Origin of the sequence: Streptomyces sp. NPDC021749 (genome assembly GCF_040640655.1) — a bacterium.
Taxonomy (GTDB): Bacteria; Actinomycetota; Actinomycetes; order Streptomycetales; family Streptomycetaceae; genus Streptomyces.
The window spans coordinates 53,281-71,123 of the sequence record NZ_JBFACE010000009.1 but is presented as its reverse complement, the minus strand read 5'-3'; the positions used below and the strand labels follow the sequence as shown (position 1 = coordinate 71,123).

18 protein-coding genes and 1 pseudogene are annotated in these 17,843 nt (G+C 72.4%); 6 read left to right on the top strand and 13 right to left on the bottom strand.

The features are described from left to right. Nucleotides 1-40 precede the first annotated feature (40 nt). On the top strand, nt 41-385 hold the full coding sequence (locus tag AB0G35_RS11565; protein WP_360947277.1) for an ArsR family transcriptional regulator: 345 nt from the start codon (nt 41-43) through the stop codon (nt 383-385). Nucleotides 386-679: 294 nt separating this feature from the next. Next, nucleotides 680-3,628 carry an AAA family ATPase gene (locus tag AB0G35_RS11560; RefSeq protein ID WP_360947275.1) on the top strand — a complete coding sequence of 983 codons (2,949 nt, stop codon included), beginning with the start codon at nt 680-682 and terminating at the stop codon, nt 3,626-3,628. Nucleotides 3,629-3,716: 88 nt separating this feature from the next. Here AB0G35_RS11560 and AB0G35_RS11555 read toward each other — a convergent pair whose 3' ends face one another. The 8 genes from AB0G35_RS11555 to AB0G35_RS11520 form a co-directional block, all read right to left on the bottom strand. Next, nucleotides 3,717-4,124 (bottom strand): hypothetical protein, encoded by a 408-nt coding sequence (locus AB0G35_RS11555; protein ID WP_360947273.1) that lies wholly within the window; start codon nt 4,122-4,124, stop codon nt 3,717-3,719. A gap of 23 nt (nt 4,125-4,147) precedes the next feature. Then, the gene (locus tag AB0G35_RS11550; RefSeq protein ID WP_360947271.1) at nt 4,148-4,531 is read right to left on the bottom strand and encodes a hypothetical protein; all 384 of its coding nucleotides are present in this window, start codon (nt 4,529-4,531) and stop codon (nt 4,148-4,150) included. A gap of 26 nt (nt 4,532-4,557) precedes the next feature. Continuing rightward, nucleotides 4,558-5,250 (bottom strand): hypothetical protein, encoded by a 693-nt coding sequence (locus tag AB0G35_RS11545; RefSeq protein WP_360947269.1) that lies wholly within the window; start codon nt 5,248-5,250, stop codon nt 4,558-4,560. A gap of 23 nt (nt 5,251-5,273) precedes the next feature. Then, nucleotides 5,274-5,588, bottom strand: a complete 315-nt coding sequence (locus tag AB0G35_RS11540) for a hypothetical protein (protein WP_360947267.1) — start codon at nt 5,586-5,588, stop codon at nt 5,274-5,276. Between the two features lie 430 nt (nt 5,589-6,018). After that, nucleotides 6,019-7,092, bottom strand: coding sequence for an acyl-CoA dehydrogenase family protein (locus AB0G35_RS11535; RefSeq protein ID WP_360947265.1), 1,074 nt, complete (start codon nt 7,090-7,092; stop codon nt 6,019-6,021). Beyond that, nucleotides 7,089-8,147: an acyl-CoA dehydrogenase family protein gene (locus AB0G35_RS11530; RefSeq protein WP_360947263.1), complete on the bottom strand. Its 1,059-nt coding sequence runs from the start codon at nt 8,145-8,147 to the stop codon at nt 7,089-7,091. Before AB0G35_RS11530 ends, AB0G35_RS11535 begins: the two co-directional genes overlap by 4 nt. Further along, on the bottom strand, nt 8,147-9,325 hold the full coding sequence (locus AB0G35_RS11525) for an acyl-CoA dehydrogenase family protein (RefSeq protein WP_360947261.1): 1,179 nt from the start codon (nt 9,323-9,325) through the stop codon (nt 8,147-8,149). The genes AB0G35_RS11530 and AB0G35_RS11525 overlap by 1 nt, the downstream gene beginning before the upstream one ends. Next, nucleotides 9,325-10,215: an enoyl-CoA hydratase gene (locus AB0G35_RS11520; protein WP_360947259.1), complete on the bottom strand. Its 891-nt coding sequence runs from the start codon at nt 10,213-10,215 to the stop codon at nt 9,325-9,327. Before AB0G35_RS11520 ends, AB0G35_RS11525 begins: the two co-directional genes overlap by 1 nt. Before the next feature lie 98 nt (nt 10,216-10,313). On the opposite strand from AB0G35_RS11520, the gene AB0G35_RS11515 reads away from it, so the two are divergent. The 4 genes and pseudogenes from AB0G35_RS11515 (at nt 10,314) to AB0G35_RS11500 (ending at nt 13,918) form a co-directional block, all read left to right on the top strand. Next, on the top strand, nt 10,314-11,489 hold the full coding sequence (locus tag AB0G35_RS11515; RefSeq protein ID WP_360947257.1) for an acyl-CoA dehydrogenase family protein: 1,176 nt from the start codon (nt 10,314-10,316) through the stop codon (nt 11,487-11,489). Next, entirely contained in the window at nt 11,486-12,298 is an 813-nt protein-coding gene (locus AB0G35_RS11510) for an SDR family oxidoreductase (RefSeq protein ID WP_360947255.1), read from the top strand. The genes AB0G35_RS11515 and AB0G35_RS11510 overlap by 4 nt, the downstream gene beginning before the upstream one ends. Nucleotides 12,299-12,349: 51 nt before the next feature. Then, nucleotides 12,350-12,720: pseudogene (locus AB0G35_RS11505) on the top strand (TetR/AcrR family transcriptional regulator). A gap of 40 nt (nt 12,721-12,760) precedes the next feature. After that, nucleotides 12,761-13,918 carry an acetyl-CoA C-acetyltransferase gene (locus AB0G35_RS11500; protein WP_360947253.1) on the top strand — a complete coding sequence of 386 codons (1,158 nt, stop codon included), beginning with the start codon at nt 12,761-12,763 and terminating at the stop codon, nt 13,916-13,918. Here the strand turns inward: AB0G35_RS11500 and AB0G35_RS11495 are convergent. The 5 genes from AB0G35_RS11495 to AB0G35_RS11475 all read right to left on the bottom strand — a co-directional run bounded on the left by AB0G35_RS11495 (nt 13,902) and on the right by AB0G35_RS11475 (nt 17,828). After that, nucleotides 13,902-14,135 carry a tyrosine-protein phosphatase gene (locus AB0G35_RS11495; RefSeq protein ID WP_360947251.1) on the bottom strand — a complete coding sequence of 78 codons (234 nt, stop codon included), beginning with the start codon at nt 14,133-14,135 and terminating at the stop codon, nt 13,902-13,904. The two genes, AB0G35_RS11500 and AB0G35_RS11495, sit on opposite strands and share 17 nt — an antisense overlap. Before the next feature lie 174 nt (nt 14,136-14,309). Then, on the bottom strand, nt 14,310-15,419 hold the full coding sequence (locus tag AB0G35_RS11490; protein ID WP_360947249.1) for a nitronate monooxygenase: 1,110 nt from the start codon (nt 15,417-15,419) through the stop codon (nt 14,310-14,312). Beyond that, nucleotides 15,416-16,189 carry a CoA-transferase gene (locus AB0G35_RS11485; protein ID WP_360947247.1) on the bottom strand — a complete coding sequence of 258 codons (774 nt, stop codon included), beginning with the start codon at nt 16,187-16,189 and terminating at the stop codon, nt 15,416-15,418. The genes AB0G35_RS11490 and AB0G35_RS11485 overlap by 4 nt, the downstream gene beginning before the upstream one ends. Further along, nucleotides 16,186-17,052 (bottom strand): CoA-transferase, encoded by an 867-nt coding sequence (locus tag AB0G35_RS11480; RefSeq protein ID WP_360947245.1) that lies wholly within the window; start codon nt 17,050-17,052, stop codon nt 16,186-16,188. Before AB0G35_RS11480 ends, AB0G35_RS11485 begins: the two co-directional genes overlap by 4 nt. Continuing rightward, nucleotides 17,049-17,828, bottom strand: a complete 780-nt coding sequence (locus tag AB0G35_RS11475) for an enoyl-CoA hydratase family protein (protein ID WP_360947243.1) — start codon at nt 17,826-17,828, stop codon at nt 17,049-17,051. Before AB0G35_RS11475 ends, AB0G35_RS11480 begins: the two co-directional genes overlap by 4 nt. Nucleotides 17,829-17,843 lie beyond the last annotated feature (15 nt).

The window sequence follows — 17,843 nt, the reverse complement described above, 5'->3', positions numbered from 1 at the left end:
GCAGATGTCCGGCAAGGACGCGTACGGTGAGGAGAGGGGTATGGCGAACCAGACCACGGGCGGCAGCCACCGCGCGGTGCCGGTGCACACCGATCCCGAAGAGGTTTCCCTCCTGGCCGCGTTGTCCGCGCTCGCCGACCCCGTGCGTCTCCAACTGGTCCGCGAGCTGGCGGACTCCGCCGACTGGACCCGCAGCTGCGGCAGCTTCGACGTACCGGTCGGCAAAGCCGCACTCAGCCACCACTTCTCGGTCCTGCGCGGCGCCGGACTGGTCGAACAGCGCGACGAGGGGCCCAAGCGGGTCAACCGACTGCGCCGGGCAGAGTTCGACGCCCGCTTCCCCGGGCTGCTCGACCTGGTCCTCCGCGCCGACGACCTCGACTGAAGGATCGGCACCGCCCCGGCGACGTGGCCGGGACGGAACGTCTCAACGTCTTGTGGATCACCACGAGGTTTGTCGTCCCCGACCACGAGAGGGTGGTGGCGGTGCCGGGGAGCGGCAGCGCGGTGGGGCCTGCCGTGCCGCCCACGTCGTCGGTCGGGCCCTGGCGATCGGGGTGAAGTGGCAGGTCACCGTGTTGTGTCCGGATGATGAGATGCGGGGTACGACGCAACCCCGGCCCGCAAGCCCACGTCTGCCAAGCCGAAAGAGGAAGCAAGGGCCAAAAGTAGGGGCCAGATGAACGACGGTCGCAGCAGTGACGGAACCGCCCGGGACGAACCGCCGGGGGCGGGTCCCCCTCGGACCGGACCGTCGGCCCACGAAGGCGCGCTACCGCTGGTCGGGCGCGGCGATGAGCTGGCCGCCCTCGACGCGGCGGCCGAGGAGGTGCTGGCGGGGCGGACGCGCGTGGTGCAACTGGTGGGGAACGCCGGCATGGGCAAGTCGGCTCTGCTGCACCACTGGCTGGACGGTGTGCCGGGGTTCCGGAACGTACGGGTGCGCTGCCGCCGGCTCCAGCGCGACTTCGCCTTCGGGACCGTCCGGCGGCTGCTCCATCCCCTCGTCGCCGCGGCCGGTGAGCAGGACCGCGGGGCGCTGCTCGACGGAGTGGGCGAGCCGGTCCTGCGCATCCTCGACCCGGAAGGGGCGTGGGGCGGCGACTCCGGGGCGTACGCCGATGCCGCGGACACGCTCGCCGGGCTGGACCGCCTTGCCTTCCGGCTGTCGCGCCGGGGGCCGTTAGTGCTGGCGGTCGACGATCTGCAGTGGATCGACCCGCCGTCGCTGCGCTGGCTGGCGCACCTGGTCGACCGGGCGGACCCGCACCCTATCCTGGTGGCCGTCGTGACCCGCACCGGGGAACGGCCGGCGCCCGCAGATCTGTACGACGCGCTCGTGCACCCCTCGACCTGCCGCACCCTGCCGCTGGAGCCGCTCGGCCCGGCGGACGTGGCGCAGCTGGTGGCGCAGGAGTTCGGCGTGCCCGGACCGGACCCGTCCTTCTGCGCCGCCTGCCACGCCGCCACGGAGGGCCACCCGCTCTTCCTGCGCGCCCTGTTGTGCGACGCACGGCGCGGCGGCGTGCGGCCCACACCGGAGGACCGGGACAAGATCCGGACCTTCGGGCTCCCGACGCTGCTGCGCGAGGTCGGGCACCGGCTGGGCCAGGGGTCCTCGGCCATGGCCGAGCTGGCGAGGGGGCTCGCGATCCTGGGGGACGGGATGCCGTGGCCGCTGCTCGCGGCGTACTGCGGCACCGGTGAGGCCGTGGTCCGCTCGGCCGCGGCGGAGCTGCGTTCCCTCGGGCTGCTGGGCGCCAGGGACGACCCGCGCTTCGTCCACCGGGTGGTCCGCGAAGCCGTCCTCGCGACGTGGACGCCCCAGGAGGTCGGTGCGGCCCACGCACGGGCGGCCCAGGTGCTGCACCTCAGCGGGCGTCCCGACGAGGAGGTGGCCGCCCATGTGATGGCCGCAGGACCGGTGGCCGGCAGCTGGCCCCTGGCGGTCCTGCGCCGGGCCGCGCGGGAAGCCCTCCGCCGCGGTGCGGCCGAGACGGCCGTGACCTGTCTGCGGCACGCCGCCTTCCAGCCGGCCGCGCCGGGGGAGCGCGCCCAGGTGCTCCTGCAACTGGCCGTCGCCGCGAGCCACTACGACACCTCGCTCGCCGTCTCGTACGGCACGGCCGCCCTGGAGGACCTCAGCGACGACACGGCCCGCTCCGAGGCCGTCGGGGTACTGGCCTACGCCCATCTGCTGTCCCGTGGAGGCCGCGCCGACGGGCCGGACCTGGCCCGGCTGACCGCGGAGCTGACCGCGCGCACGGACCCCGAGGGAGCGGACCGCGAGTCCTCGCTGCGCATGCGGGCGCTGGTCGAATGGCTGGAGTTCGAGCGGCCCTCCATGCGCACGGCGGAGCACACCCGGCGCGCCCTCCCCGTCGCCGACCTGGCCGGCCACACGCCCGGAGAGCGGCAGCTGCTCGCCGTCCGCGCCTTCGCCGCCCTGCGGGCCGGCGAGCCGGCCGACCGGGTCACCGAGCTGGTGGACCGAGCCCGGGTGAACCTGCCGGTGTTCTCCCACGAACTCTTCCCGCTGCACTACTTCGTCGCCCAGTCGCTGCTGTACCTGGACGCCCTCGACGCGGCCGACGGACTCTGCGACCGGCTGCTGCACGGGACGCAGGACATGGGGATGGAGCTGCTGGCCTCCTCGCTGATGGTCTACCGGGCCGCCATCGCGCTGCGCCGGGGGGACGTGGGACGGGCCGCCGCGGTGGCGCGGTCCGTGTCGGCGCGCGGCTGTGCGGCGGGTGAGCTGCCCTACCGCCTGTCGTTGGACACCATCAGGATCGACGCCCTCCTGCACCTGGGCGACGTGCAAGGCGCCGAGGTCATCGCCGCCGCCTGTTCCACCGCGGAACCGTCCGACACGTCCTGGGAGTGGCCGCGGTTCCTGATGAGCCTGGCGGCGTTGCGTACCGTCCAGGGGGACCGGCGAGGAGGGCTGGCGCTGCTGCGCGAGTGCGGCATGCACTTCGAGGCGGTGGGCACCGTCAGCCCGGTGATCGCCCCCTGGCGCTCGCGTGCGGCCGTGGTCGGTCTCGGGCTGGGGCACGGGCGCGAGGCGCAGGCGTTCGCCGAGGAGGAACTGGAGCTGGCCCGGCGCTGCCGGATACCGCGGGCCGTCGGCGTGGCCCTGCACGCCGTCGGCCGGGTCGCAGGAGGGGTGCGCGGCCTGGAACTCCTGGCCGAGGCGGTGAGCGTCCTGGAGTCCACCCCCGCCGAGCTGGAACTCGCCCGGGCCCTGCAGACGTTCGGGTGTGCGCTGCTACGGCGCGACGACAAGCCCGGGGCCCGTACGGCGCTGCGCCGCGGGCTGGACATCGCGGTCCGCTGCGGAGCCACCGCGGCGGCGCGGGACCTCCAGCAGCAGCTCCATGAGGCGGGGGGCCGGGTCGGCAGCCGGGGAGCGGGCGGCTGTCCCCTGACGGCGGGTGAGGAACGCGTCGCCGTACTGGCCGCCGAAGGGTGGAGCAACAAGCAGATCGCCGCACACCTCTTCGTCTCCCTGCGGACCGTGGAGACGCATCTGACCGGTGCCTATCGCAAGCTGCGGATCGGCGGACGGCATGAACTCCGGGGTGCGCTGAGCGTGCCGTCCGCCCGGAGCCGACCGACGGCGTGACGCGGTCAGCGCGGGGCCCTCCGTACTTCCCGGCGTCCTCATGGGGCCGGTCGGCACGGAGGGCCGCCGCTGTGTCACCGGTGCCGGGTCAGCAGTTCACCCGCAGGACCTCGGCGACGTTCGGCCAGACGCCCTCAAGGTTGTAGCAGTGGTCCTTGTCGGCGTCGTCGATGGTGACGGTCTTCGGCGCTCCGCCGGTGTAGCCGGCGAAGGTGACCTTGACGGTGGCTCCGGTCGCCTCCGGCGGGAAGTACGCCTTCCAGGTCGCTCCCTTGGCCTTGGCGTTGTGGCAGTAGTTCTTCTTCTCCACGCCCTCCGGTCCCTGCCATTCGTAGCAGGTGTCGACGAAATACAGCGCGTTGTTGGTGAACGTGATGGAGTTGTCCGAACTGGCGGCGGCCGACGGTGCGCTCAGGACTCCACCGCCCACCACCATGGCGAGAACGACCGCACCGTATCCGCCCGCCTGCTTCATCCGGCGCCTTCCGGCATTCATGGCTTCGCTCCTCCCGGTCCGGCCTAGCACTGCTTCTCGGTGATTTTCGGGCCCCAGGTGTAACCGGAAAGCTCGTAGCAGTAGCCGCGCTTCAGGTCGGTGATCTGCGGGGTGATGTTCCCGCCGCCGATCTGTGCGTCCACCGTCACGCTCAGCTCCACGCCCGTCGCGTCCTCCGGTATTTCCACCCGCCAGTCCTGGTTGATGGTCTTGCCGGAGTCGCAGCTGTCGGAAGTCGTCGAACCCTTCCATTTGTAACAGGTGTTGGCCACGAACCAGCCCTTGTTCGAGAACGAGATGTAGTGGCCCGAGCCGGCGAATGCCGGCGGCGCCGTCACCACCGCCCCGGCCAATGAGATGCCGATCGCGGCGGCGGCACAGGCCACCGCCCGTCTGGTGTTCTTCATGGTCGCGCCCTTTTCCCCGGTCCGGTTCACTGCTCCACCAGCAGCTTCTGTCCGCACTGCACGATGTCGGGAGCAGCGCGCTTGACGCTCTCCTTCAGGGGAATTTCGGTGCGCAGCCCCGAGATCTTCGCCCCGCCGAACTTCCCGCCCTGAACGGTGACATCGGAGACGATCCGCTCCATGTCGTGGCCCACCTTGAGCATGCCGCGCTGCCCGGGCTTCACGGTGATGTCGATGCTGCCGGTCTTCGTTTCGGTGTTGGTCTCGTTGTACTGGCCGCTGGCCCCGATTCCGACGCCCTTGGTCAGCTCGATGTCGATGGACCCTCCCACGTTCCAGCCCCAGGCGAACGCGTGCATGCCGCCGATCGACTCCTTGATGTCCGACCCGTTCTGCCCGCAGTTCTCCAGCGGACCGGTGCCGGTTCCGGTGTTTTCCACGTCGAACCACTTCGTCACCCTCTCCGGGGTGCCGACCGTGGTCGCCGCACACGAAACCGACTGGCTCTTGCACTGCTCGAAGGCTTCCTTGACCCGCGCCGGGTCGGTGTCCGTGAGGCCGTTCTGGTAGACGACCGTGGGCGTCGCCTCGTTCACCCAGTTGTCGGTGTGGCCGTTCACCGCGGTGTATTCCGGCTCGCCCGCGAAGGCCGCCGGTACGGTGCAGGCGAGTGCGGTGGTGAGGGCACCGGCGACCACGCCCATGCGTGCACATTTCATGGCTCTGTTCTCTTCCTCGTTTGTCAGCAGCCGGTTTCGATCAGCTTTTCCGAACCGAGCAGTCCCTGGATCTCGAAGCAGTGGTTCTTGCTGGTGTCCTTGACGGCGGCGCTGTCCCGGATCGCTCCCCAGGGCGAGAGCTTCAGATCGACCACGGCCGACGTGGCGTCCGCCGGGAAGTACGCGGTCCAGGAATCACCCACCGGCCTGCCCTGGTGGCAGTAATCCTTTCCGCTGGTGCCCAGCCACTCGTAGCAGGTGGTGGCGACGATCCCCGCCTTGTTCGTGATCTTGACGTAGTTCTCGGGCGCCGCATGAGCGGCCGGTGCGAGGGCCACGGCGGAGGCGCAGAGTGTCGCGCCGGCCGCCAGGCCGAACACGGTCCTTCGGGCAGTTCTCAAGGTTCCCGGCCTTTCGTTGAACCGTTTTTCATTGAACTGTGGTGTGCTGCGCGGAAAGGCGTCGCCGTGCGACCCCGTACCGCGTTCCCACAGTTATGCCGGGTCCGGATCATCGCGGGGAAGAAAGAATGCCGAGAACTGCGGTGCCCTGGAAAAAGTCAGCGGGCGACCACGAATATCCAGGACGGGAACCACGGTTTCTGCAGCCCCGGGTAGCCGCGGGTCGCCCCGGCCGCCTCCGGGCGACCACACCAGGAAGTCCCCTTGGACCAGCACCTCTACGAGGGCCCAGACCTCCAACAACGGGTCACGGTGACCGTATCGCCGTATCCGCAGGGGGTTGCGATGCCCCCGAGGCTTCGTCAGGTCAGGCGGCGGTGAGCCCCAGGTCGGCGGAGAGCCGGGCCCGGTGCCACCTCGGCGGGCCGAAGAGCTGGGCCGCACCGTGCGCCCGCTTGAGGAAGCGGTGGGCGTCGTGCTCCCAGGTGATGCCGATGCCGCCGTGCAGCTGGATCATCTCGCCCGCAACGGTCGAAAACGCCTCAGAGCAGGCGGACTTGGCGACGGCGGCACAGCGGATGAGCTCCGGTGAGTTCTCGGCGGCCGCGAAGGCCGCCCCGAGTGCGGCCGAGCGCGCCGACTCCACCAGTACGTACGCGTCCGCCAGCCGGTGCTTCACCGCCTGGAAGGAACCGATGGGCCGGCCGAACTGGATGCGCTCCTTGGCGTAGGCGACGGTGAGTTCCACAGCGCGGTCGGCCGCGCCGACCTGTTCGGCGGCGAGCGCCGTGCAGGCCAGGTTCAGCACGTGCCCCAGGATTCCGCCGCCCTCGCCGTCCGCGCCGATGAGCCGGCCCTCGGCGGCGTCGAGCGCCACACGCGCCAGGGCCCGGGTCTGGTCCATCGTGACCACCGCCTCGCGGCGCACTTCCGGGCTGTCCACGGCCACGTCGAAGAGCGAGATCCCGGCGCCCGTACGGGCCGCCACGAGCAGCACGTCGGCCCGGGCGCCGTCCAGCACGTGCTCCTTGGCCCCGGTGATCAGCCAGGTCCCGTCGGGCCCGGGGGCGGCCTCGGCCCGGATCGACGCCGGATCCCAGGAACCCAGCTCGGCCCATGCCAGGCTCCCCACCGCGCGGCCCTCGGCGAGGCCCGGCAGCAGCCGCGCGCAGGCCGCCTCGTCACCGGAGGCGAGCAGCGCCTGCACCGCGAGCACCGCCGAGCCGAGGTAGGGAACGGGACTCAGCGCGCGCCCCAACTCCTCCATCACGACGTGGACTTCACGGGCCCCGCAGCCCGCGCCGCCGTACTCCTCGGGCACGGCGAGTCCCGCGACACCGATCTGCTCGGTCAGGGGCCGCCAGGCTGTCGCGCCCTCGTGGCGTGCGAGCAGCGACCGCACGGCGGACCGCAGTGCTTCCTGTTCCGCCGTCAGCCTCACGCATCTGCTCCTTTCCGTACGGCGGGCCGCGGTGCGCCCGGGCAGGGGGCAACGACGCGGGCCCGGCAGGCGCTCGGGGTGCCCCAGGCACCACGCAGCGCGCGGGCCTTGCGGATCCACAGGGAGAGGTCCAGCTCTTCGGTGTAGCCGAGGGCGCCGTGCAGATGGAGGGCGGTGCGGGCCGTCGCGTACGCGGCCTCGCAGGCGGACACCTTGGCCGCCGCGACCTCGGCGCCCGACGAGTCCGAGTGCCCGGCCAGCGCCAGGGCCGCGGCGTACACCAGTGGCTCGGCGAACTCCAGGGCGATCAGCGCGTCGGCCAGCCGGTGCTTCACTGCCTGGAACGAGCCGATCGCGACCCCGAACTGGGTGCGCTGACGGACGTATTCGACCGTCCGGGCCAGCAGTGCCCGGCCCAGCCCGAGGGCCTGCGCCGCCGTCGCCAGCGCCGCGACCTCGGCGGCGTGTGCGGCCGCGGCGGGCACTCCCGCCCCGCGTGCCAGCAGCGTTCCGCCGAGCGGCCGGGACAGCCGGCGCGCGGGGTCGGCGGACGGCTGGACGGGCCCGGCCCGCTCCGCCAGGCGGACGGTGTCCCCGTCGACGACGAAGACGGCGTCGGCGGAGTCGGCGTCCAGGGCGTACGGACTGTGGGCGTACGGGGTGCCGTCGGAGGGCAGGCAGAGCGAGGCGGTCGTCTTGCCGGACGCGATGCCCGGCAGCCGGGCAGCGGCCGTCGCCTCGTCGCCGAGCGCGCCCAGCCGGTCCAGCAGTGCCGCCGCGGCCACCGTCTCCACCACCGGCCCGGGCACCGCGTGCCGGCCCAACTCCGTGAAGGCGACGCACAGTTCGACCGGCAGCGGTCCGAGCCCGTCGTGCCGTTCCGGTACGGCCAGGGCGAATACCCCGGCCTCGGCCAGCCGGGCCCAGACGGCGCGGCCGGGCCCGGTGTCCCCGGCCGCCCAGGCCCGTACGACCGCTGGGGTGTCGGCGGCCGCCAGCATGCCGTCCAGCGAGTGGGCGAAATCCCGCTGCCCGCCATCGAGGAGGAACCGCATCACCGGCGTCCCTTCGGCAGACCGAGCAGCCGCTCGGCGATGATGTCGCGCTGGATCTCGTTGGTGCCGGCGTAGATCGGCCCGGCGAGGGAGAACGTGTAGCCCTCGGACCAACTTCCGTGCGCCGGGGCCTCCTCGGCCTCGTCCGACAGCTCGCCGTACGGGCCGAGCAGGTCGAGTGCGGTCTCGTGGAGGGCGATGTCCAGCTCCGACCAGAACACCTTGTTCAGGCTCGACTCGGCGCCGATGCTGCTTCCCGTGGCGATCCGCGCGGCGTTGGCGTAGGTGAACAGCTGGTACGCGCGGGCGCCGATCACCGCGTCCGCGACCCGGTCGCGCAGCGCGGTGTCCGCCGGATCGGCGTGCTCGCGCCAGAGCGCGGTCAACCGCTCGGCGGCGGCCGTGAACCGGCCCGGACTGCGCAGCGTCAGCCCGCGCTCGTTGCCCGCCGTGCTCATCGCGACCCGCCAGCCCTGTCCGGGTTCGCCGATCACGTCTTCGTCCGGTACGAAGACGTCCGCGAGGAACAGCTCGGCGAAGGCGGGTTTGCCGTCGAGGCGGCCGAGGGGCCGCACGGTCACACCGTCCGCGTCCAGCGGGAACATCAGATACGTCAGCCCCCGGTGCGGCTTGCCCGCCGCCGGGTCGTCCCGGTCACTGCGGAAGAGACCGAAGGCCCGGTCGGCGAAGGCGGCCCGGGACGACCAGGTCTTCTGGCCGTTCAGCAGCCAGCCGCCGTCCGTCCGCACGGCCGTGGAGCGGAGCGAGGCCAGGTCGGAACCGGACTCCGGCTCGGACCAGGCCTGGGCCCAGATCGCCTCGCCGCTCGCCATGGGCGGCAGGATCCGGGCCCGCTGCTCCGGTGTGCCGTGCTCGAAGAGGGTGGGTGCGAGGAGGTGGATGCCGTTCTGGCTGACCCGGCCGGGCGCGCCGGCCGCGTAGTACTCCTCCTCGAAGACCAGCCACTGAAGGATCGAGGCGCCCCGGCCGCCGTACTCCTCGGGCCAGGAGACCACCGACCAGCGGCCCGCGAACAGTGTGCGCTCCCACTCCCGGTGCGCGGCGAAACCCTCCGCGGTCTCCAGCGAGGGCAGGGGCACCGACGGCACGTGGGCGGTGAGCCAGGCGCGGGCCTGCGCGCGGAACGCGTCCTCCGCCGAGGTGAAGTCCAGGTCCATCAGCCGGACGCCTCTCGGGGGTAGGGGGGCCGCCCCTCGGAATGCTGCCGCATGGCGCGGATGTCCATGCCGCCCAGGGAGTCCCGTGCGACCTCGGCGTTGTGCGCGTGTGCCACGTGGTGCAGTCCGAAGACGGAGTCCAGTCCGGTGTGCAGGCCCTGAAGATCCTCGGCCTGGTTGACCGCGCGCTTGGTCAGCGCCAGTCCCAGCCGCGGCATCTCCGCGATGCGCAGCGCCAACTCGCCCACGGTGTCGTCCAGTTGGTCGCGCGGGACGACCCGGTTGACCATGCCCACCTCGTACCCGCGCCGCGCGCTCATCCGGTCGCCGGTGAAGAGGAACTCCTTGGCGATACGCGGGGGCATCACCCACGGGTGGGCGAAGTACTCCACGCCCGGAATGCCCATCCGCACCACCGGATCCGCGAAGAAGGCGTCCTCGCTGGCGACGATCAGATCGCAGACCCAGGCCAGCATCAACCCGCCCGCCACGCAGGCCCCTTGGACGGCGGCGACCATCGGCTTGGGCAGTTCACGCCAGCGGCGGCACATCCCCAGGTAGACCTCGGACTCCCGGGCATAACGGCTCTCCGCGCCCTCCTTGTCCGAGTGGTCCCACCACAGCCCGGCCTTGCGGTCGAACGGCAGATGCGCGTCCCGCTCCGGGGTGCCGATGTCATGGCCGGCCGAGAAGTGCTTCCCCGCCCCGGCGAGCACCACGACCTTGACCTCGTCGTCGTCGGCCGCGCGGTAGAAGGCGCGGTCCAGGGCGTAGGTCATCGCGGAGTTCTGGGCGTTGCGGTATGCGGGCCGGTCCATCGTGACCACGGCGACGGGCCCCCGGCGTTCGTAGCGGACGGGCCCCGAGGGTGCAGTGCGGGCAGCGGACATCCGCCCCTCCTTCCCTAACAATTGTTTGGTAGGTTAACGTACGGGCCCGCGGCCGTCGAGGGCCGTCAGCAGCCGCCGAACGCCGTCCGGAGCCGCCCATGAGCAGCAGCGTCGAGGAGTTCCGCACCGAGTTCCGCGGCTGGCTGCGGGCCCACCTGACCGGGGAATTCGCGAGCCTGCGCGGACGCGGCGGCCCGGGCCGGGAACACGAGGCCTTCGCCGAACGCCTCGCCTGGGAACGGCACATGGCCGCCGAGGGCTGGACCTGCGTCGGCTGGCCGGAGGAGTACGGCGGGCGCGGCGCCACCCTCGCACAGCAGGTCGCCTTCCACGAGGAGTACGCCCTCGCCGACGCCCCCGCCCGCGTGAACCACCTCGGCGAACAGCTCCTCGGCCCCACCCTGATGGCCTTCGGCACCCCCGAGCAGCGGAAGCGCTTCCTGCCGCGGATCGCCGCCGTCGAGGAGCTGTGGTGCCAGGGCTACAGTGAGCCGGACGCCGGATCGGACCTGGCGAACATACGGACCCGGGCCGAGCTCGACGACGCGGCGGGCGAGTGGGTGGTCACCGGCCAGAAGATCTGGACCTCGCTCGCGCACGCCTCCGACTGGTGCTTCGTCGTCGCCCGCACCGAACCCGACTCCACCCGCCATCACGGGCTGTCCTATCTGCTGGTGCCGCTGGACCGGCCGGGCGTCGAGGTCCGGCCGATCACCCAGCTCACCGGCACCTCCGAGTTCAACGAGGTGTTCTTCGACGGCGCCCGCACCGCCGCCGGGAACATCGTCGGAGCGCCGGGGGAGGGCTGGAAGGTCGCCATGGCGACCCTCGGCTTCGAGCGCGGGGTGTCCACCCTTGGCCAACAGGTCGGATTCCGCCGCGAGTTGGCGGCCGTCATCGAGCTGGCGAAGCGCAACGGCGCCGCGCAGGACCCGCTGATCCGCGACCGCATCGCCCGGGCCTGGACCGGCCTGGAGATCATCCGCTGCAATGCGCTGCGCATGCTCGACGGCGTCGCCGCCGGCGCCCCCGGCCCCGAGGCGTCCATCGGCAAGATCTTCTGGGCCACCTGGCACCGCGAGCTGGGCGAACTCGCCATGGAGGTGCGCGGCGCCGACGGACTGACGGCCGCCCAAGCGCCGTACGACCTCGACGACTGGCAGCGGCTGTTCCTCTTCTCCCGCGCCGACACCCTCTACGCCGGGTCGAACGAGATCCAGCGGAACATCATCGCCGAGCGCGTGCTCGGCCTGCCGAAGGAGGTTCGCCCATGAGCTCGGCGCCGCACGAGCCCGCCGCCTCGGGCCCGCCCCCGTACGTGCCCGGCCACCGGCTGCTCGCCGGCCGCAGCGCCGTCGTCACCGCCGCCGCGGGCGCCGGAATCGGCGGTGCCACCGCCCGGCGCCTCCTCGAAGAGGGCGCCAGCGTCGTCCTCTCCGACGCCCACGCCCGCCGCCTCAAGGAGTCCGGAGCCGAACTGGCCGCCACCTTCGGAGCCGACCGCGTCACCGCTCTGACCTGCGACGTTACGGATGAAACCCAGGTCGCGGCACTCTTCGACCTCGCCGAGGAGCGCCACGGCCGGCTCGACATCGTCGTCAACAACGCCGGGCTCGGCGGCACCGCCGACCTCGTCGACATGACCGACGAGCAGTGGGACATGGTCCTCGACGTCACCCTCAACGGCACCTTCCGCTGCACCCGCGCCGCACTGCGCCGGATGAAGGCCGCGGGCGGGGGCGGGACCATCGTCAACAACGCCTCCGTCATCGGCTGGCGGGCCCAGCAGGGCCAGTCCCACTACGCCGCCGCCAAGGCCGGCGTCATGGCCCTCACCCGCTGCGCCGCCCTGGAGGCCGCCGACTACGGAGTGCGCGTCAACGCCGTCTCGCCGAGCCTCGCCATGCACCCCCACCTCGTGAAGGTCACCACGCCCGAGCTGCTGGCGGAGCTGACCTCCCGGGAGGCGTTCGGCCGCTACGCCGAGCCGTGGGAGGTGGCCAACGTCATCGTCTTCCTCGCCAGCGGCTACTCCTCGTACCTCACCGGCGAGGTCCTGTCGGTCAGCAGCCAGCACCCGTGAGACGACGATGGTCAGGTCCCGAGAGCCGGCGGTAGCCGTAAGAGGACCGCGATGATCCCGGCGCCCGAGCGGCGCGAGGAGATCCTGGCCACCGCCGCCGAGGTGTTCGCCGCCCAGGGTTACAACGCCACCACCGTCCGCAGGATCGCGGACGCGGCCGGCATGCTCGCGGGCAGCCTCTACTACCACTTCGACTCCAGTTCGAGGAGACGTGGCGGGGCACGCTGGAGTGCGGAGTGGCCGCCAAGGCCTTCCGGGCCGACCTCGACATCCCGCTCACCTACCGCTTCGTGCGCGACACCGTGTGGGTCGCCGCCTCGTGGTACCGGCCGGGCGGACAGCGCGGCCCCGAGGAGATCGCCCGCCAGTACCTCTCGACGGTGCTGGAAGGCATCGCCGTCCGGGAGCCCGTCCGGGAATGACGCACGACCTCAGAACGTAGACATACGAAAAGGAGTCGCCATGACCGAGGCATACATCGTCGAAGCGGTCCGCACCCCGGTCGGCAAGCGGAACGGCGGACTGTCCGCCGTGCACCCGGCCGATCTCGGCGCGCACGTGCTGAAGGCGCTGATGGAGCGCTCCGGCGCCGACCCGGCGGCCGTCGAGGACGTCGTCCTCGGCTGCCTGGACACCGTCGGACCGCAGGCCGGGGACATCGCCCGCACCTGCTGGCTGGCCGCCGGTCTGCCGGAGGAGGTTCCCGGAGTGACCGTGGACCGGCAGTGCGGCTCCTCCCAGCAGGCCCTGCACTTCGCCGCGCAGGGCGTCCTCTCCGGCACCCAGGACCTGGTGGTCGCGGGCGGCGTGCAGAACATGTCCCAGGTGCCGATCGCCTTCGCCAGCCGCCAGGCCGCCGAGCCGCTCGGCCTCACCCAGGGCCCGTTCGCCGGCTCGGAGGGCTGGCGGGCGCGCTACGGCGACCAGCCCGTCGACCAGTTCCACGGCGCCGAGCTGATCGCGCAGAAGTGGGACGTCTCCCGCCGGGACATGGAGGAGTTCGCACTGCGCTCGCACCAGCGCGCCGTCCGCGCCATCGACGAGGGCCGCTTCGACCGCGAGACCGTGGCGTACGGCGAGGTGACCACGGACGAGGGCCCGCGCCGCGACACCACCCTGGAGAAGATGGCGGGCCTCCAGCCGCTGATCGAGGGCGGCCGGCTCACCGCCGCGGTCTCCTCCCAGGTCTCCGACGGCGCCTCCGCCGTCCTTCTCGCCAGCGAGCGCGCCGTACGGGAGCACGGGCTGACCCCGCGCGCCCGCATCCACCACCTCTCCGCGCGCGGCGAGGACCCGATCCGGATGCTGTCCGCGCCCATCCCCGCCACCGCCTACGCGCTGAAGAAGGCCGGGATGACCCTCGACGACATCGACCTCGTCGAGATCAACGAGGCCTTCGCCCCGGTCGTCCTCGCCTGGCTCAAGGAGACCGGCGCCGACCCGGAGAAGGTCAACGTCAACGGCGGCGCCATCGCCCTCGGCCACCCGCTCGGCGCCACCGGCACCAAGCTGATGACCACCCTGCTGCACGAACTGGAGCGCACCGGCGGCCGGTTCGGCCTGCAGACCATGTGCGAGGGCGGCGGCCAGGCGAATGTCACGATCATCGAGCGGCTGTGATGCACCGGGGGCGGCCAGCGGTCGTCGGCCTCCTCACCTCACCAGCCGCGCGCGGAGGCGGAACGCGGAAGTCCACCACGGTCCGCAGCCGCAGTGCCGACAGCTTCGCCGCATCGGCGTCGGTCAGCCTGCCGAGCCCGTCGGCCCGGAACACCTGGCCGTAGCGGACGTGCCGCCCGTAGCCGGTGCGGTGACCACCGAGGTCGCGGACGTTCACCGCGCCCTGCAGCGCGATGGGGTGGACGGCGTCGGCGGCCCGCTCGGGGCGCGGGGCGGTGGCGACGGCGGCCCGCGCCGGGGCATCGGCTGCGGCGCAGCCGGAAGGACGCCGACGGTGAGAACGGAGACGACCGCGGCCGCGGTCAGTCGTACAGGGGTGGTGCGCATGACCTCAACTCCCTGTCGATGAAGGGGAATCCCGTCCCTGCGGGGGGACGCGGCTCGCGAGGGGAAGGGCGCGCAGGGTGTGCTGCGCCTCGGTCATGACGCGGTCGACGAGTTCGGCGCAGGACGGCAGGTCGTCGATCAGTCCCGCCACCTGGCCCGAGGCCATCACCCCGAGGTCCGTGCGGCCCTCGACCATCGACGCCTTGAGCAGCATCGGGGTGTTGGCCGCCAGCAGTACCTGACTCCATGTCAGTTCCTTGCCGTGCTTCACGGCCAGGCCGTCGCGGACCATCTGCGCCCAGCTCATGCCGGAGTCGCGCTGGAACGCGGCGGCATGGCGCACCGCCCGCAGCAGCGCCGTCACCCGGCCCGAGCGCTCCAGGGCGTCGACCAGCTCACTGCGCAGCATCCGGTGCGGCAGGCCGTCGACCTTGGTGGTGACGGTGATGTCCTTGACCGTCGCGGCCAGGTAGGTGGCCTTGACCGGGTCCGGGACGGTGCTGTCGGAGGTGAGCAGGAAGCGTGTGCCCATGGCGATCCCGGCGGCACCGTACGCCAGCGCGGCGACCAGGCCGCGGCCGTCGTGGAACCCGCCGGCCGCGATCACCGGGATGTCCACGGCGTCCACGACCTGCGGCAACAGCACCGTCGTGGCCACGTTCCCGGTGTGGCCGCCGCCCTCGCCGCCCTGCACCACCACCGCGTCGGCGCCCCACGCGGCGACCTTCTCCGCGTGCCGCTTGGCGCCGATCGACGGGATGACGACCACTCCGGCGTCCTTGAGGCGGGCGATCAGCTCGCGCGAGGGGGCGAGCGCGAACGAGGCGACCTTCACGCCCTCGTCGACGATGATCCGGACGCGCTCGGCGGCGTCGCCCGCGTCCGCCCGCAGATTGACCCCGAACGGCGCGTCCGTACGGGACGCGACCTCGCGCACGGCCGAACGCAGCTGGTCCGGGCTCATGGTGGCCGAGGCGAGGATGCCCAGCGCGCCCGCGTTGGCGGTGGCCGAGACGAGCCGGGGGCCGGCGACCCACCCCATGCCGGTCTGCACGAGGGGGTGCCGGACCCCCACGAGCTTGGTCAGCGGCGTCTCGATCCCGACGTCCGTCATGAGGGTGGCACCTCCCGCTCCCGCAGCCCCTTCGGGTCGACGACCTCGCGGATCAGCCGCAGCTCCTCGGCCGTCGGCTTGCGGGTGTACGGCACCCCGTCCGGAACGGTGAGCGCGAAACCGGTGGCCTCGGCGACCTGCTCGACGGTGACGCCGGGGTGCACCGAACGCAGCCGCATCGTGCGGTCCGGGGTGGCGAAGTCGAGGACGCCCAGGTCGCTGATGACCTCGGGGATGCGGTGGTAGCGGCTCGCGGCCGGGCCGGCCGCCGCGGCGCGGTCGTAGCCGACGCCCGACACCATGTCGACCCGCTCGACGAAGACGCGCCGGGAGTGCCGAGGAACCCAGTAACTGGTCGGATTGTTCAGGGTGTTGATCGGCGCGCCGCGCACACCGAGCAGCTGGCGCTTGGGCCGGGCCCAGTCGCCGATGCAGGAGATGTTCTGGTTGCCGTACCGGTCCAGCTGGCTGGCGCCCATCATCACGTGCCGCCGCCCGGTGGCCACCAGCGCCAGGTGCTGGCGGTACGGCAGCCAGCCCTCGACCACCTCGGCCTGGGCGCCGACCGCCGGTACGTCGCCGATGAGCAGTGCCTCGCCGTCCGTCAGCAGCAGGTCGGGGGAGAAGGTGAGCTTCGCCAACCGGGCCCCGGCCATCGGGATCGTGCCCATGGGGCTGGCCAGTACCTCGCCCGCATCCCGCCAGGCCTCGGCGCAGGCCACCACGCAGTACTCGGCCCGCGTCGCCGGCACCGTGCCGGTCCCGCTCATGCTTCCTCCTCGTGGAACGCCGCCACCGCGGCCTGGTACGCGTCCTCGTCCCCGGACAGGAACCGCCCGGTGAAGGCCCGCCAGGCCTCCGGATCGCGGGCGGCCCGGGCGTAGGCGCGTTGGAACGTCTCGTCGCGGTCGTAGTCGGGGGCGCAGGAGGTGAAGTGCGCGCCGTTCGGGGTCTCCACCACGCCGTTCACGAACGCGCGCTTGACCAAAAGTGACTGCGGGCCGTGCTCCTTGAGCAGGTCCGGGGTGTCCACGATCCGCTCGCAGGAGAGGTACGCCCGGTCGGCGGCCTGGCAGAACAGGTCGTCGAAGTACGGGTCCGGGCCCAGGTACTGGCCGTTGCCGTGCGCATCCGCCCGGTTGAGGTGGACCAGCGCGGCGTCCAGCCGCAGGGCCGGTACGGCGACGAGCTCCTCCCCGTCCTCGTAGGGGGACCTGACCGTCCGCAGCTGCGGATTGACGGTCATCACGTCCGAGGCGAGGCCGGCCCGAATCGGCATGAACGGCAGGCGGTGCGAGGCCGCGGTCAGCCCCCACAGGAACATGGCCTCGTCCAGCTCCACCATCTCGAACGCGGCGCGCTGCCGGGCCGCCCCGAAGTTCGGCTCCAGCGGGATGGAGTCCAGGGTGGCGAAGGCGGCGACCAACTTGCGGATCTTCCCGGCGGCGGCGAGCAGCCCGACGTCCGGGCCGCCGTAACTCACCACCGTCAGATCGGTGAGGCCGGACCGCAACAGCGCGCGGACCAGCGCCATCGGCTTGCGGCGCGAGCCCCAGCCGCCGATGCCGAGCGTCATGCCGCTCTCCAGCCGGCCGACCACCTCCTCGGCGGTCATCGTCTTGTCCCGGCTCATGAGTGCTGCTCCTCTCCGTTGACGGTGGCGGCGCCGACGCCTGCGCCGAAGGTGTCGCGGACCCGGTCGGCGACGCCGCTGAGGTTGGCCTCGAAGGTGAAGCCCTGCTCGAAGCGGTAGCTGCGGCGGACGTCCACCGGGTCGATGCCGTTGATGGCGGCCTTGGCGAGGCGGATCAGACAGCCGTCCTTCGCCGCGATCTCGCGGGCCAACTGCAGGGCCGCGTCGGGCAGTTGCTCGCGCGGGACCACCCGCCACACCGAGCCGTGCTGAAGGAGCTCCTGGGCGGTGGCGGTGCGGGAGGTGTAGTACAGCGCCCGCATCAGGTGCTGGGGGACCAGCCGGGCCAGGTGGGTGGCCGCGCCGAGCGCGCCCCGGTCCAGCTCGGGCAGCCCGAAGGTCGCGTCCTCGCTCGCCACGATCGCGTCCGCGTTGCCGACCAGCCCGATCCCGCCGCCCAGGCAGAAGCCCTGCACGGCGGCGACCACCGGCACCTCGCAGTCGTAGACGGCGGCGAACGCGTCGTAGCAGCCGCGGTTGGCGCCGATCAGGGCCTGGTGGCCCTCGGTGCGCTGCATTTCCTTGATGTCGACCCCGGCGTTGAAGCCGCGGCCGGCGGCGGTGAGCACCACACAGCGCACCTTCGGGTCGGTCCCGGCGGCACGTACCGAGGCGGCCAGGTCGTACCAGCCCTGTACCGGAAGGGCGTTGACCGGCGGGAAGTCCACGGTGACGACGGCGATGCCCGCTTCGGGGGCGGAGGTGGAGACACCCATGAGCAGATCAGCTAC